This is a genomic window from Actinomycetospora corticicola (assembly GCF_013409505.1).
Taxonomy (GTDB): domain Bacteria; phylum Actinomycetota; class Actinomycetes; order Mycobacteriales; family Pseudonocardiaceae; genus Actinomycetospora; species Actinomycetospora corticicola.
The window spans coordinates 5,403,366-5,415,168 of record NZ_JACCBN010000001.1; the positions used below are offsets into that span (position 1 = coordinate 5,403,366).

Annotated in this window: 14 protein-coding genes; 8 read left to right on the top strand and 6 right to left on the bottom strand. The window is 66.7% G+C overall.

Annotated elements, in window-relative coordinates; translation table 11 throughout:
- Position 1: 1 nt before the first annotated feature.
- The 5 genes from BJ983_RS26305 to BJ983_RS26325 are packed head-to-tail and all read right to left on the bottom strand — an operon-like array spanning position 2 to position 2,753.
- The gene (locus tag BJ983_RS26305; protein WP_179796521.1) at positions 2–349 is read right to left on the bottom strand and encodes a hypothetical protein; all 348 of its coding nucleotides are present in this window, start codon (positions 347–349) and stop codon (positions 2–4) included.
- The gene (locus BJ983_RS26310; protein ID WP_179796522.1) at positions 346–1,563 is read right to left on the bottom strand and encodes a hypothetical protein; all 1,218 of its coding nucleotides are present in this window, start codon (positions 1,561–1,563) and stop codon (positions 346–348) included. Before BJ983_RS26310 ends, BJ983_RS26305 begins: the two co-directional genes overlap by 4 nt.
- On the bottom strand, positions 1,563–1,922 hold the full coding sequence (locus BJ983_RS26315; protein ID WP_179796523.1) for a WhiB family transcriptional regulator: 360 nt from the start codon (positions 1,920–1,922) through the stop codon (positions 1,563–1,565). Before BJ983_RS26315 ends, BJ983_RS26310 begins: the two co-directional genes overlap by 1 nt.
- Positions 1,919–2,326, bottom strand: a complete 408-nt coding sequence (locus BJ983_RS26320; protein ID WP_179796524.1) for a hypothetical protein — start codon at positions 2,324–2,326, stop codon at positions 1,919–1,921. The genes BJ983_RS26315 and BJ983_RS26320 overlap by 4 nt, the downstream gene beginning before the upstream one ends.
- Before the next feature lie 13 nt (positions 2,327–2,339).
- Positions 2,340–2,753: a hypothetical protein gene (locus BJ983_RS26325; RefSeq protein ID WP_179796525.1), complete on the bottom strand. Its 414-nt coding sequence runs from the start codon at positions 2,751–2,753 to the stop codon at positions 2,340–2,342.
- Positions 2,754–2,905: 152 nt separating this feature from the next.
- On the opposite strand from BJ983_RS26325, the gene BJ983_RS26330 reads away from it, so the two are divergent.
- The 5 genes from BJ983_RS26330 to BJ983_RS26350 all read left to right on the top strand — a co-directional run bounded on the left by BJ983_RS26330 (position 2,906) and on the right by BJ983_RS26350 (position 7,799).
- Positions 2,906–3,703, top strand: coding sequence for a GntR family transcriptional regulator (locus tag BJ983_RS26330; protein ID WP_179796526.1), 798 nt, complete (start codon positions 2,906–2,908; stop codon positions 3,701–3,703).
- A complete protein-coding gene (locus BJ983_RS26335; protein WP_179796527.1) occupies positions 3,700–4,503 on the top strand; it encodes a hypothetical protein in 804 nt (267 codons plus the stop codon). The genes BJ983_RS26330 and BJ983_RS26335 overlap by 4 nt, the downstream gene beginning before the upstream one ends.
- Positions 4,500–4,943, top strand: coding sequence for an NUDIX domain-containing protein (locus BJ983_RS26340; protein WP_179796528.1), 444 nt, complete (start codon positions 4,500–4,502; stop codon positions 4,941–4,943). The genes BJ983_RS26335 and BJ983_RS26340 overlap by 4 nt, the downstream gene beginning before the upstream one ends.
- 35 nt (positions 4,944–4,978) lie before the next feature.
- Positions 4,979–6,595, top strand: coding sequence for an AAA family ATPase (locus BJ983_RS26345; protein WP_484456040.1), 1,617 nt, complete (start codon positions 4,979–4,981; stop codon positions 6,593–6,595).
- Positions 6,596–6,689: 94 nt separating this feature from the next.
- A complete protein-coding gene (locus tag BJ983_RS26350; RefSeq protein ID WP_179796530.1) occupies positions 6,690–7,799 on the top strand; it encodes a hypothetical protein in 1,110 nt (369 codons plus the stop codon).
- On the opposite strand, the gene BJ983_RS26355 is transcribed toward BJ983_RS26350, so the two are convergent.
- Entirely contained in the window at positions 7,752–8,834 is a 1,083-nt protein-coding gene (locus BJ983_RS26355; RefSeq protein ID WP_179796531.1) for a rolling circle replication-associated protein, read from the bottom strand. The two genes, BJ983_RS26350 and BJ983_RS26355, sit on opposite strands and share 48 nt — an antisense overlap.
- Positions 8,835–9,427: 593 nt before the next feature.
- On the opposite strand from BJ983_RS26355, the gene BJ983_RS26360 reads away from it, so the two are divergent.
- The 3 genes from BJ983_RS26360 (at position 9,428) to BJ983_RS26370 (ending at position 11,701) form a co-directional block, all read left to right on the top strand.
- Positions 9,428–9,703: a hypothetical protein gene (locus tag BJ983_RS26360; protein ID WP_179796532.1), complete on the top strand. Its 276-nt coding sequence runs from the start codon at positions 9,428–9,430 to the stop codon at positions 9,701–9,703.
- A 390-nt stretch (positions 9,704–10,093) separates the two neighbouring features.
- Positions 10,094–10,531: a DUF2510 domain-containing protein gene (locus BJ983_RS26365; protein WP_179796533.1), complete on the top strand. Its 438-nt coding sequence runs from the start codon at positions 10,094–10,096 to the stop codon at positions 10,529–10,531.
- Positions 10,532–11,182: 651 nt separating this feature from the next.
- Positions 11,183–11,701: a DUF4234 domain-containing protein gene (locus BJ983_RS26370; RefSeq protein ID WP_179796534.1), complete on the top strand. Its 519-nt coding sequence runs from the start codon at positions 11,183–11,185 to the stop codon at positions 11,699–11,701.
- Positions 11,702–11,803: the final 102 nt, after the last annotated feature.

An 11,803-nucleotide genomic window follows, 5' to 3' on the forward strand; every position in this document is an offset into this window, starting at 1 on the left:
CTCAGTCCTCCGGGGTGAGTCGGCCGAGGTGGCCGAGCTGGTTGTGGGTGGCGGTCAGGTGCGCGGCCAGCTGGGCGGCGTGGTGCCGGGCGTCGTCGAGGTGGCCGTGGGCCAGGCCGAGCGCCTGGTCGGGGTCCCAGCGGCGGTCGTCTAGGTACTCGGCCGGGTCCGCGCGGCGCAGCGAGCGGACGAGGAAGTCGAGGACCTGGGGGAGACGGCGGGCGAGGTCGTCGAGGCTCCCGACGACGTCGTAGGCCTCCGTCGCGGTGATCGGAACACGAACGGTGGCGTGGTTGGCCGCGCGGAGCTGGTCGGCCGTGGCGGCGACGGCGGCCGCGAGCCGGCTCACGCGACCTCAATCCAGTCGGCCCACGTCTCGCCGCTCGCACGACGGGCGTGACGGGCGAGGCGGTCGCAGTACTCGCCATACCCGCCGAGGTAGGGCGCGCGGAGCCTCGTGCAGTCGTGGCCGGGCCCGGACAGGTAGGCGATGCCGGGAGCGGCGTTGGCGTGCGCGGGACCGAGCGGGCGGGCGTCGTCGCCGTGCAGCATCGCCAGCGAGTCCGCCGGGACTCGGAACGACAGCCGGAGGGCGAACTGGTCGCGGGCGTAGCCGCCGCCGACGGCGTTGGCCTCGAACCGCTGCGCCAGCATCAGCACCCGGAACGCGGCCTTGCGGCCCTCGGACACCAGCCGCAGCACCGCGCTCGTGATGCGCTCGGCGAGCTTCTTGTCGCGCGCCTGAGCCGCCCGCAGCAACCCCGGGAACTCCTCGAGCACGACCAGGACCAGCGGCGTCCATTCGGACGCGGTGACGGCGTCCTGCCGGGCGGGCATCGCGTCGAGCCGGTGGTCCATCTCCGCCACGAGCCGGTCGAGCATCGCGGCGTGCTCGAGGAGATCGCGGGTGCCGGTGGCCTGGAGGTCCCGGTGGGCGGTGCCATCGAAGGCGCGGCCTAGGACGAGGCCCGTGATGTCCGAGCCGGTGATCAGGACGTCGGGCGCGGCACAGAGCTGGGCGAGCAGGCCGTAAGTGAACACCGACTTGCCCGACCCGTTCTGGCCCTGCACCGCGAGGTGCGCCGGGCCGGTGAGCCGGTGCGTGATCGCGGTGCCGTCCTCCCCACGACCGAGGACCATCCGGCCCGCGCCATGGGCCAGGGGCAGCTCTGGCAGCGGCACGCGAGCGGTGAGCGGGTCGGACTGGAGGAGCACGATCCGCACCCAGCGGCCGGCCAGCGGCTCGACCCGGAGGCCGTGGGCGCCGAGGGTGTGGGCGAGGCGAGTGGCCTGGGCGCGGAGGTCGTCGGGCTCCTGGCCGGGCAGCAGCTCCGTGGAGAACACGAGGCCGTCACCGTGACGGAGGCCGCCGAAGCGCGGGGTGCGGATCGTGGTGCCCGCCGCGACGTGCACGTAGTGGCACAGCCCGACACCAGTGCACGCCTCGCGCCACAGCATCCGTAGGTCGTCCTCGAGGTGCCGGTGCGCCTCCGCCGCGCGCTGCTCGAGGAAGCGGTCGCGGAGGCGGGTGACGAGGGTTGGGCGCCAGTCGATGCCAGCCATCACGCGGCCCGCCGCTCGAGGCAGCGCGAGCAGAGCTGCCCGTCGACCGCCGGCATCGGGAACAGCAGCGCACATGCCGGGCACATCGGCTCGTCGTCGGCGACCGGGTCCGGGACGCCGGCCGTACGGGCGCGGCGGATCGCGCGTCGGTCGGTTGGGGTCGTCGCGGCCCACAAGCCGTGGTCCTGCCCGGAGTCGAGCGCCCAGCGCAGGCAGTCCGTCGCGACCGGGCAGCGCCCGCAGATCGGCGCCACCGCCATCTTGTGTCGAGCGACCGTGAGGGAGGTGTCGTCGTCGGTGGGCGGGAAGAACAGCTCGGGGTCGGCGTCGCGGCATGCCGCGTCGCACTGCCAGGTCATGACGCCGCCTCGGCCTGCGAGCCCTGGCCGGCGCGGGAGCGGGGCGCGGTGGAAGCGGTGGAGCGCACCTCCTGGCAGCGGTACCAGACCTGCGCCCCGGTGACGTTGCCGTTGCGGTCCTTCTTGTCCATCACGCCGATCTCGAAGCCGACCAGCTCGACCGGAGTGGCCGGGGCGAGGTCGGCGCCGGGGGCACGCTCGGAGACGAGGCCGACCTTGATGATCTCGTTGGTGGCCCGGCCGAATTGGCGGAAGCGGGCGACGAGCTGGGCCTCCCACTTGGGCAGGCCGTCCTTGGTGGTCTCCTGCCGGAACGAGTCCCCGAACGCGGTCTTGGGCTCGCAGGACAGGAACAGCAGCGACTCGAAGGTCGCGGCCTGGTCGATGGCGAAGTTCTGGATCACGGGTGCTCCTCGTTCAGGGGTGGGCGGGGTAGCGGTGCACGTGGGAGAGGGCGGCATGGCCTCGGCCGAGAGCGCGGGCGGCGCCGATGAGCGCGGTGTGCGCGAGCGTCAGCACCCCGACGAACTCGACAAGCCGCTCGCCCGGGTCGCGCCGGCTGTCGTCGCGCAGCCCGGCCGTGCCGTTGGCGAGGGCGCAGCGCTGGGTGAACAGCACGATCGGCGGGAGCCGGTCGACGAGCGTGGTCACGGACCCGAGCGCCTCGTAGAGCTCGACGACGTCGACCACTCCGGCCCGAGCGGCGAGGTTCGCCAGCCGCAGCGCCTCAGACGCTTCGGCGAGCGATGTCGAGACGGGATCAGCGGACCGGACGGGTGGGTGACGCGCGACGGACTCGTCGGACGGACGGCGCGCGGGCTGGGGGTCCATCACTGCTCCTCCTGGTACACGTAGGACGTAGGACGTCCGGTGTGTCGAGCAAAGCATGCCACACACCCGCTCGGGCAAGTAGGACGTAGGACGTCCTGTCAGTAGCCTTACCAACACGTGCAAGAACCGGAGCAAGCTTGAGGAGGTAGCCGGTGGCGCTCGAGGCGGCGAAGTCGCAATACCGGCAGGTCGCCGACCTGCTCCGGGCTGCGATCGAGCGGGAGGAGTACGCCCCAGGCTCGCTCTTGCCGTCGGAGTCCGAGCTTGCCGCCGAGTACGGCGTTTCCCGGGTGACGATCAACCGCGCGGTGCAGCTCCTCCGCGGTGAGGGCATGGTCCGCGTCCTGCGGGGCCGGGGCACCGCGGTGCGGGCCATCCCGCCGATCCGACGGAACTCGAACCTGCGCTACGCCCGGTCCTCGCGAGAGGAGGAGGGCAGCCGAGGAGCCTTCGACTTCGAGCTCAAGCGCCTCGGGCTGAAGCCGGCCACGAAGCTCGCCCAGCTCGGACAGGTCCCCGCTCCCGAGACCGCACGGCAAGTCCTCGGCTTGGAAGCCACCGACACGGTGCTCATCCGCAAGCGCGAGATGTATGCCTCCGACGAGCCGGTCCTTCTCGCCACGTCGTACTTCCCTTGGATCCTCGCCGAGCAGGCCGGGGTCACCGAGACCGACACCGGGCCGGGCGGCACCTACTCACGCCTCGCCGAGATCGGGAAGGGCCCGGTCCGCTTCAGCGAAGACCTGCGAGTTCGCACACCAACCGCGGCCGAGGAGCGCTTCTTCGCCCTCGCCGAGACCCAGCAGGTCTACGAGATCGTCCACATCTCGTACCTCCCCGACGGCACCGCCATCGAGTACCGGGAAGACGTGCTTCCTACCCACCAGTGGGTCATGCATTTCGAGTGGAACGCCGAGAACGACACCAAGAGCGGAGAGACCGAGCGATGAGCCCGCTGCTCGAGATCGTCGCCGCGGAGCTGCCCGGCAACGGCGCCACCAGCGAGGACCGCGTCCGTGTCGGCACGAACGCCGTCGTCGTCCTCGACGGCGCCACGGGCAGCGACACCCGAGTGACCGTCGCCGACTACGTCGACCACCTGGCGGGCTCCATCATCGAGGTCCTGGACGCCGAGCCGGACATGCCGCTTCCTCACGCCCTCGCCGACGCGATCCGCTCCACCATCGGCGCGCTCCGTTTGATGCCGGGGGAGTCGCCGTCCTCCACAGTCAGCATCGCCCGCCGCCGCCGCGACGAGGTCGACCTCCTGGTTCTGGGCGACAGCCCCGTCTACATCGGGCCCAACAGCCAGCTCCTCACCGACGATCGGTTGGCGCAGCTCGACCTTCCAAGCCGCACGAAGGCGAACCAGCGGCTGCGCGAGGGGTCCGGCTACGACGACGTCCACCGCGATCTTGTCCGCGCCGTCCGTGCTGAGCAGCTCCCGTGGCTCAACGAACCGGGCGGCTACTGGATCGCCGAGGCCCAACCCGAAGCCGCGCACCACGCCATCACGCGCACCGTGCCGGCCGCCGTGCCTTGGCTCGTGATGCTCACCGATGGCGTCGACAAGCCGCTACGCCACCTCGATATCTCGCCCGCAATCGGCCTGAACTGCACTACGGCTGGGCTAACGGAGTTCCTTGAACAGCTTCACGGTTGGGAGGATGAGCGCGATCCTGATGCGCGCCTTCTTCCTCGTTTCAAAGTCCATGATGACAAGACCATGGCTGTCGTGACCGTTCCGTGAGCGATACGCCGCTTCACTCCGTTTCAGTCGCTGGAGTCACCTTCGACGACAGCGGGCGAGTCCTCCTGATTAGGCGCCGCGACAATGGCGAGTGGCAGGCACCTGGCGGCGTTTTAGAACTCGGGGAAAGTCTCGAAGTTGGAGTGGTACGTGAAGTCCTTGAGGAAACGATGGTTCAGGTCCAACCGGAGCGAATAACTGGTATTTACAAGAACCTCGCCCGCGGGATCGTGGCGATAGTTTTCAGGTGCCGTCCTATCGCGGGCATTGCTACGCCGACCGATGAGAGTGTCGAAGTTGCATGGTTCTCCCTCGCAGAAGTAGTCGAACTCTTGAATCCTGTCTTTGCGGTGCGCGTAACGGATGCAGCGAGATATTCGACGTACGGAGTGCAGAGTAGGTCTCACGACGGCGTGAAGATTCTTCCATCAAGGTACTAGCTCTGGCAGCGGCGGCAGACAACACGGGGGCCTGGGTGCACGTCAAAGGCGCGAAGTTTGACAACTTCCGTAGGTTTCGAGACCTCGCAATCGACGGACTTTCATCGGACGTCAGACTGGTCGTCTTGGCGGGTCCCAACGGACTCGGGAAGAGCACCGTATTTGAGGGTTTCCGAGCCTGGCAAGGTCGATGGTACGGGATGAACTGGGACCCAGACTACTTCGTTCGAGTCGGTTCCGGGGCGCTTCCCGTGACTGGTCCTGATCAGGCCAACGTCGAGTTTTACGAAGGAGACGTTGCTACTGACGTGGAACGGGTTAAGAAAGCGTTCTACTTCAGAACGGCGTATCGCATTGAGGCGGACTTCAGCTCTGCAGGCGGGGTTCCTCGCATGGGGGCTCTCGTCTCTGACCCCAGATTCAGTCGAATGTCCGAAACTGACGCTGCTGTCAGTCAGAATTACAATCGAATTATCGAGGAAGCTGTCCGGGAGCTATTCGACGCGTCTAAGGTTCAAACAACGGAGGATATTCGCCGCGCACTCCTTGCGGACATAACAGATTCGATGAGGAACATCTTCGGAGAACTGGAGGTGGAGAACATCTCAGACCCGTTGGGCGGCGGATCATTCTACTTCTCGAAGAACGAGAGCCGTAGATGGCACTATAAGAATCTGTCCGGGGGGGAGCGAGCTGCGTTCGACCTCCTACTCGACATGGCGGTAAAGAAGAGGGGCTACGATGACACTATTTACTGCATCGACGAGCCTGAACTGCACCTGAACACTCGTGTTCAAGGGGCTCTATTGGTCGAGTTGATGCGACTTCTACCTGCAAACTGTCAATTATGGATCGCGTCACACAGCATTGGCATGATGAAGAAGGCTCGAGAGAGAGCTGAACAACTTGGTGACGTCGCCTTTCTTGATTTCGAGAGCTTCAATCCAGCTCAAGTGGGTCAGGTCCTAAAGCCAGCGAAAGTCGATCGAGCCTTTTGGCAGAGGACGCTCAGCGTTGCACTGGATGAGATTGCTGATCTCGTCGCGCCGCGCACGCTTGTACTGGTAGAGGGCAAGCCTGGGTGGACAGACGGGGCTACCCGACGCGCCAACGTTTCGTTCGATGCGAGGTGCTACGAGAACATCTTCTCGTCAGTTAAGCCCGATGTGGTCTTCATGAGCGTTGGAGGCTCCGCCGATGTTGAGGACGATACGCTCCATCTGACGGAAACAACGCCGATCATCTCTCGGGCAACTCAGGTCCTTCGCGTGATCGATCGCGACGATAGGAGCGAGAAGCAAAGGGAGGAGTACCGACAGGACGGGGTTCGCGTCCTTCGCCGTAGGGACCTGGAGAACTATCTCTTCGGTGACGGGGTCATTAGGGCCTATTGCGCGAACGTAGGGCATTCGGAAATCGCAGACTCAATTATCGAGCTACGAGATGCCCTGTTGGTTAAAAGAGTTGAGGATGGCGTCGGAAGCGGCGACGATGTGAAAAGTGTATCGGGCGAACTCTTCACTCGAATGACGACTGGCTTGGGTTTGACCCAACAGGGCACAAAATTCGCTTGGATGCGGGACACGCTAGCCCCACTAATTCAGCCGGGCACGCAAGAGTATGAGGAGTTGGACGCCGATCTGTTCGGCTGATCGTCCCCATTCGTCCTTATTAGTGCTGCTTGAAACAAAGGGGAAATAAGTGAACAGGAAAGCTGTTCATTTTGGTGTAGGACGATTCATCTTGGTGCCTCGTGACCTCGAAGCGTCTCCCACTGAGTGGTCTAAGAATGTTGGGTCAGCCCTAGGCAAAATTGCTGCTATTTCCGATCTACAAGTACCGACCGTCGATACATTCCTCGAAATTACAGTGCCGGCAACTTACGTGAGAGCGTCAGGACTCGATGGCGAGACGATTGAACCGATAACAGTTTTTCAGCCAGCGAAGGTCCAGATCCTATTTACTGTCAATATTCCAGAACGAATTCAGAAAGAGCTCAATCCGTTCGATCTTCACTTCGGAGGCACTCGCTTTGCTGTCATGATTAATTACGAGGACCACGGGCCGGTGGTCGTCGCGCGCTGCGCCGATGACGAGTCATCGATCTTGCAGTCGCACGCAGTGATGATCGTGAGGGAGTTTCTGCAGCGCGAGCTTGCTCATGCGCACGAGCTCTTTCTGGTGTCCGTCGGCCCGAGCCCTTTCCATGCCGATTTCTCTATCTATCCCAGTGAGGCAGAACTTCCTGATGATACAGAGGGGCAATACAGAGAGCTAATCTACCGTCGAAGCCGTGGTCGTGGGCCACTCCGTTACTCGCTAGCGTTGCCTTCGTCCTTTGTGGCGCCAGAGGGAGGTGATCGAGTCTCACTCGCGTTTAGTCTGGCCCTCTACCACCTTACGCGGGAGCTCTCACTCTACTACTCTCTGTCGGAGCGTGCAGATATCCATCGAGATCAGGTGTTCATAGTTTCGGCGCTAACGGACGATCTGATTGAGCAGTATCAGCGACGTGGCCCGTGGCCAGCTCTGAAGCGTACTTTCGCCGGTGGGCTGAGGACGAGGTCGGTTCTCCTGCGAGTGATCGAAGCCGAGAAATCGGAAGCTCAGGGAAGGTCGTTTGCCTCGAGCCTCATAGGCGAGCTGTCTGAAGGAGATGAGGAGGCCCCACTTCTTCATCGCGAGCTTTCGGTCGCGCGTAACGAATCCAACGCGGCCGAGTTGAGGGCGGCGCGGGAGACGGTCGACTCCTTGGAGTCCACTCGGAAGAAGGAGTTTGAGATCGCAGTGATCTCACTCTCTACGCTCTTAGGTGGCGCGGCGGGCGCAGTAGTCAGTTTGCTCACCGGGTCGTGAATGATCCGGCTGACTCAACTTGACGACGAAGCTCGGGGCGTCATTTATGGCAACCCATCCGCGGTTGCCGTTAGTCATTAAGCGCACTCGGGAGCGTGAGCGGCGGTGAGAGACGCGTCCGGTGCTCTTTCGTACGCGCTGCACCCAGCGCGTCTGCACCCGTCCCTGGGCTCGAGCCCAGCGTCGGGCGACGCGCCCGGCGCGAAGGCCATCTTCGGCGGTCACCTGCACGGTGCGTACCGCGCGCTGGAGCGTCCAGACGCCCCAGAACCGGCCAGGTCCGGTGGCAGGCTCAGCCCACTGCGGTGGGACGTCGTGCTGGTACTCCTTGGCCGCCATGAGGCCGTGCTTGGTGAAGTAGGCCGCGACCCGGCGCGGGTCGGTGGCGCGCAGGCCGTCGGCGTAGTCGAGGGCGGTTCCGGCCAGCTCGTGGCGGCGGCGCTGCTCTGGGTCGGGGTGGGCGACGACGTCCGCCCACGCGGCGGAGAGCCACACCGCGAATCGCTGCCCGGTCGTTCGAGCGGTCCCGTGCGGCGGGGTGCAGAGCAGGTGGACGTGCGGGGCGCCCCGGCGCTGGAACTCCAGCTTCCACACGCAGGCCCACTCCTCGCCCCATGCGCGGGCGTAGCGCTTGCGCAGCGCCTTCATGTGCCGCTTGAGCACCGCGCCCGTCGGGACCGAGGTGAGCCAGTCGCCGGGGTAGGTCAGCGTCACCATCGCCGGAAGCCGCCCGCCCTCGTAGAGCGGGGTGTAGTCCAGCTCGCACAGACGGCGCACCATGTTCGCCCGGGACTTCCGCGACCAGGACGTGATCGCCGTCCGAGGCGTCGGACGTTCCGGCCACTCCCCGGTGGCGACGAACGCGGCCACCGCGGCGTCCACGTCCTTCACCCGCGCCGACCGCGCCCGCTCCTCGGTGCGCTCCCGGCGCGACCAGTCCCGGCACGCCACCGCGAAGATGCCCGGCCCCACCGTCAACTCCCAGCGCGGGCCCTCCGCGAGCGTCCCGGGCTCTTCGCGGATCGCGGGGAACATTGAGGCGGCAGCGTCGACGAGCTCGGGCGAGGGAAACGACGGCGACCACAGCCCAGCGACCGTGTCCGGGACGTGCTCTTCGTGCTGCTCGGAGGTGGTGCGGCCCGATATGGCACATAGAACAAGCCCAGGCCGGCCGCCCCCGGCGGCCGGCGGTGCGGCCGGGTCGGACGCGGCCACGGCCTCGCCGGCGCTCCTGCCTCCGGCCCGCGCCAGCTGGCCGGCCACGCCTCCCACGGCCGCCACAGCGCGGGCGGCGGAAGCGGGGTGGCCGGGCGAGTACGAGCGCCACGGATCAGGCAGGCGCGACCACGACGCGCGAGCAGCGGACAGACCAGAGAGGGAGTGCGACACAGGAGGGCTCCTCGAAGCTGGAGGGGCCGACCGGCGAGCTGAAGACCGTGACCAAGGCGCGCGGAATCGCCACAGGGCCCACAAGGCCTGCGGTACGGAGCGCGCAGATGGACTGCCGTGTCAGGCAGCCCGAACGATCAGAGCTGCCAGTAGGCGACGAGGGGTGACGACGACAAGACCGCTGAGCGATCGACGGACGGACTCGCGGAGCAACGGAAGAACCCGTACAAACGGCTGCGATGTCGATTGAAGACGGAACGAACCCTGCCCGCCGCGCCGTCGAGGAACTGCTGCACGTTGCCCAGCACGGCCGAGACCTGTGCCCTCCCGGCAATGACCCGCAGGAATGGGCCAGCGGCGTCCTCTACGACCTCGCCCGCGTCGCCGAACTCCTCGACGGCGCCGTGGAACAGGTATCCGGTCGCCGCAACGACACGGTCGCGGACAGCGCACACGCCCTCGCCACCGTGATCTCCGCGCACCGCAACCTCGCAGTCGGACCACCACCTCAGTGACAGAGCCCTGCCGTCGCGCCTCCGGCGGCCAGGGCGCTCCGCCCCTGGACCCAAGGCACCGACCTCAGGAGAGCCCGGACGGCTCGAACTCGAGGTAGCGGAAAGGTGGTGGCGTGCGGGACGGTGTCTCACCCACGTCGGCGCTTCCTGGGTCTGACAGCCCGCCCGCACAGCCGCAAGGGCCACGGTTCGCGAGATAGCCGGCGGCAGAGGCATCAAAGTGGCCCTTGCCCCTGCACGAGCGGTCCGTCCGAGGCGACCACGCGCCGCCGAGGGAGAGACCCCGAAGCCAGTCTCTATTGGATCAAGACCCGGTAACGACAGTGCAAGGGGGGTCGATCCAAGTTCCAGACGCGCTGCGGGGGCGGCGCACCGAGACGGAGGTACCTCATGGGTCTCATGCGCAAGATGACCAGCATCAGCACGCTCGGGCTGGTCGACTTCCGCTCCGACAAGGAACGGACCGCGAAGTACACCCGTGACACCCGCGATGCGACCCGCGAGGCCATCGAGGCGCAGGAGGCCGCAGCCAAGTACGCCCGTCAGACGCGGAACGCCACCCGGGTCACCGTCGTCCAGAACATGATGATGTTGGACCAGCAGCGGCGGCAGCTTGCTCAGGATCGCGTCCACCACGTCGAATCGCAGGCGAACGCGCACATACTGGCTGGCGGCCAGCAGCAGCAGAGTTGGCCGGAACCGCAGCAGATCGCGCCGCAGGCCCCGCCGCCCTACGTCCCGGACTCGATCCCGGCCGGCTGGTACGACGACGGCAACGGGACGACCCGCTGGTACGACGGACAGCGTTGGACGCCGCACACCCGCTGACCTCCGAGCCGTGCTGATGCACTGCACCAGCACTGCACCAGCCGGGCTCCGTCCAGCAGCGTTCGTCAGAGTCCGTCGGAGAAGAACGCGCTGGTCAGGGGCGTGCAGCAGCCCTGTCGAGACGGTCCAAGGGCAACTTGTAAGCGAAAGGTCCGGGGTTCGATTCCCCGCGCCGGCTCCACGTGCTTCTTCCCGACGCCGGGTCGTGGTTGCGCTGCTCAGCGTGGCCGCTCGGACTGTGTGCGGTAGTTCGTGAGCGTGTTGCAGCAGCGCTTGCGCGTGTCGCTCACGAAGTCGACAGCAGGGCGTAGACGGCCGCCGGGCCAAGATCGCGATTTCGGTGGCGACGCGCCGCGGATCGTCGGCGTGTCGCCACCGAAGTTCCGATCGAGGTCGTCGGCGATCGCGGCAGCGCGACACGGCGAACCGGTCCTCGAGTCGGACCCTCCCGACGGCCCAGACGCGACACCCGATCGCCGCATAACGAGCGGCTCCGACGGCACGACAGTCCGGGCAGGTCCGACCCGCGAGGGGGCCGGACACTGACCTAGACCGTCGGGGGACCCACGAATGACCGTTGCGCCTGATTCCACGCCCCGCCCGACGAGCGGTGGTCGGCACGCGACGCCGCCGCGGGGTCAGGCCCGGACCATGACGGCCTGGTCGCCGCAGCCGGCCGCCTCCTCGGAGGTCACGGACAAGCTGCACATCCCGGCGCAGTACCGGCAGCCCGCGGTGCGCCCGGTCGGCGGGCCTCCGCAGCAGCTGCCCACGGGCCTCGCGATGAAGCGGCGCAACCCGGTCGGCGTGTGGCTGGGCCTGCCGCTGATCACCTTCGGCATCTACACCTACGTCTGGTACTACAAGATCCACCGCGAGATGGCCGAGTTCGACCGCCGCCGGGTCGTCCCGGTCGCCGGCCCGATGCTGGTCCTGCTGTTCCTCAGCTGGACGATCGTGGCGCCGTTCGTGTCGCTCTACAACACCGGGAACCGCATCGCCGACGCCCAGCGCGCCGCCGGCCTCCGGCCCTCGTGCAGCGCGGGGATCGGCCTGCTCCTCTGCTTCGCCTTCGGTCTGGTGTCGCTCTACTACCAGAGCGAGCTCAACAAGATCGTCGACTCCTACGCCGGCGCGACGCCCGGTGCGACGGTGCCGCTGCGCGGCTGACGCTGTTCCCGACGGCGGGTCCGGCACCTGCGTGAGGTCGGGATCATCCCGCGGGCGCCCGGCGTTGGGACGAGTCCGTCCCCGCCGTCGAGAAGGAGCCAG

Bases quoted from the DNA above. Each gene is read 5' to 3' on its own strand.
- BJ983_RS26355 (WP_179796531.1), bottom strand. From the start codon at position 8,834: ATGTTCCCCGCGATCCGCGAAGAGCCCGGGACGCTCGCGGAGGGCCCG.
- BJ983_RS26310 (WP_179796522.1), bottom strand. From the start codon at position 1,563: ATGGCTGGCATCGACTGGCGCCCAACCCTCGTCACCCGCCTCCGCGAC.
- BJ983_RS26360 (WP_179796532.1), top strand. From the start codon at position 9,428: ATGTCGATTGAAGACGGAACGAACCCTGCCCGCCGCGCCGTCGAGGAA.
- BJ983_RS26365 (WP_179796533.1), top strand. From the start codon at position 10,094: ATGGGTCTCATGCGCAAGATGACCAGCATCAGCACGCTCGGGCTGGTC.
- BJ983_RS26325 (WP_179796525.1), bottom strand. From the start codon at position 2,753: ATGGACCCCCAGCCCGCGCGCCGTCCGTCCGACGAGTCCGTCGCGCGT.
- BJ983_RS26335 (WP_179796527.1), top strand. From the start codon at position 3,700: ATGAGCCCGCTGCTCGAGATCGTCGCCGCGGAGCTGCCCGGCAACGGC.
- BJ983_RS26315 (WP_179796523.1), bottom strand. From the start codon at position 1,922: ATGACCTGGCAGTGCGACGCGGCATGCCGCGACGCCGACCCCGAGCTG.
- BJ983_RS26370 (WP_179796534.1), top strand. From the start codon at position 11,183: ATGACGGCCTGGTCGCCGCAGCCGGCCGCCTCCTCGGAGGTCACGGAC.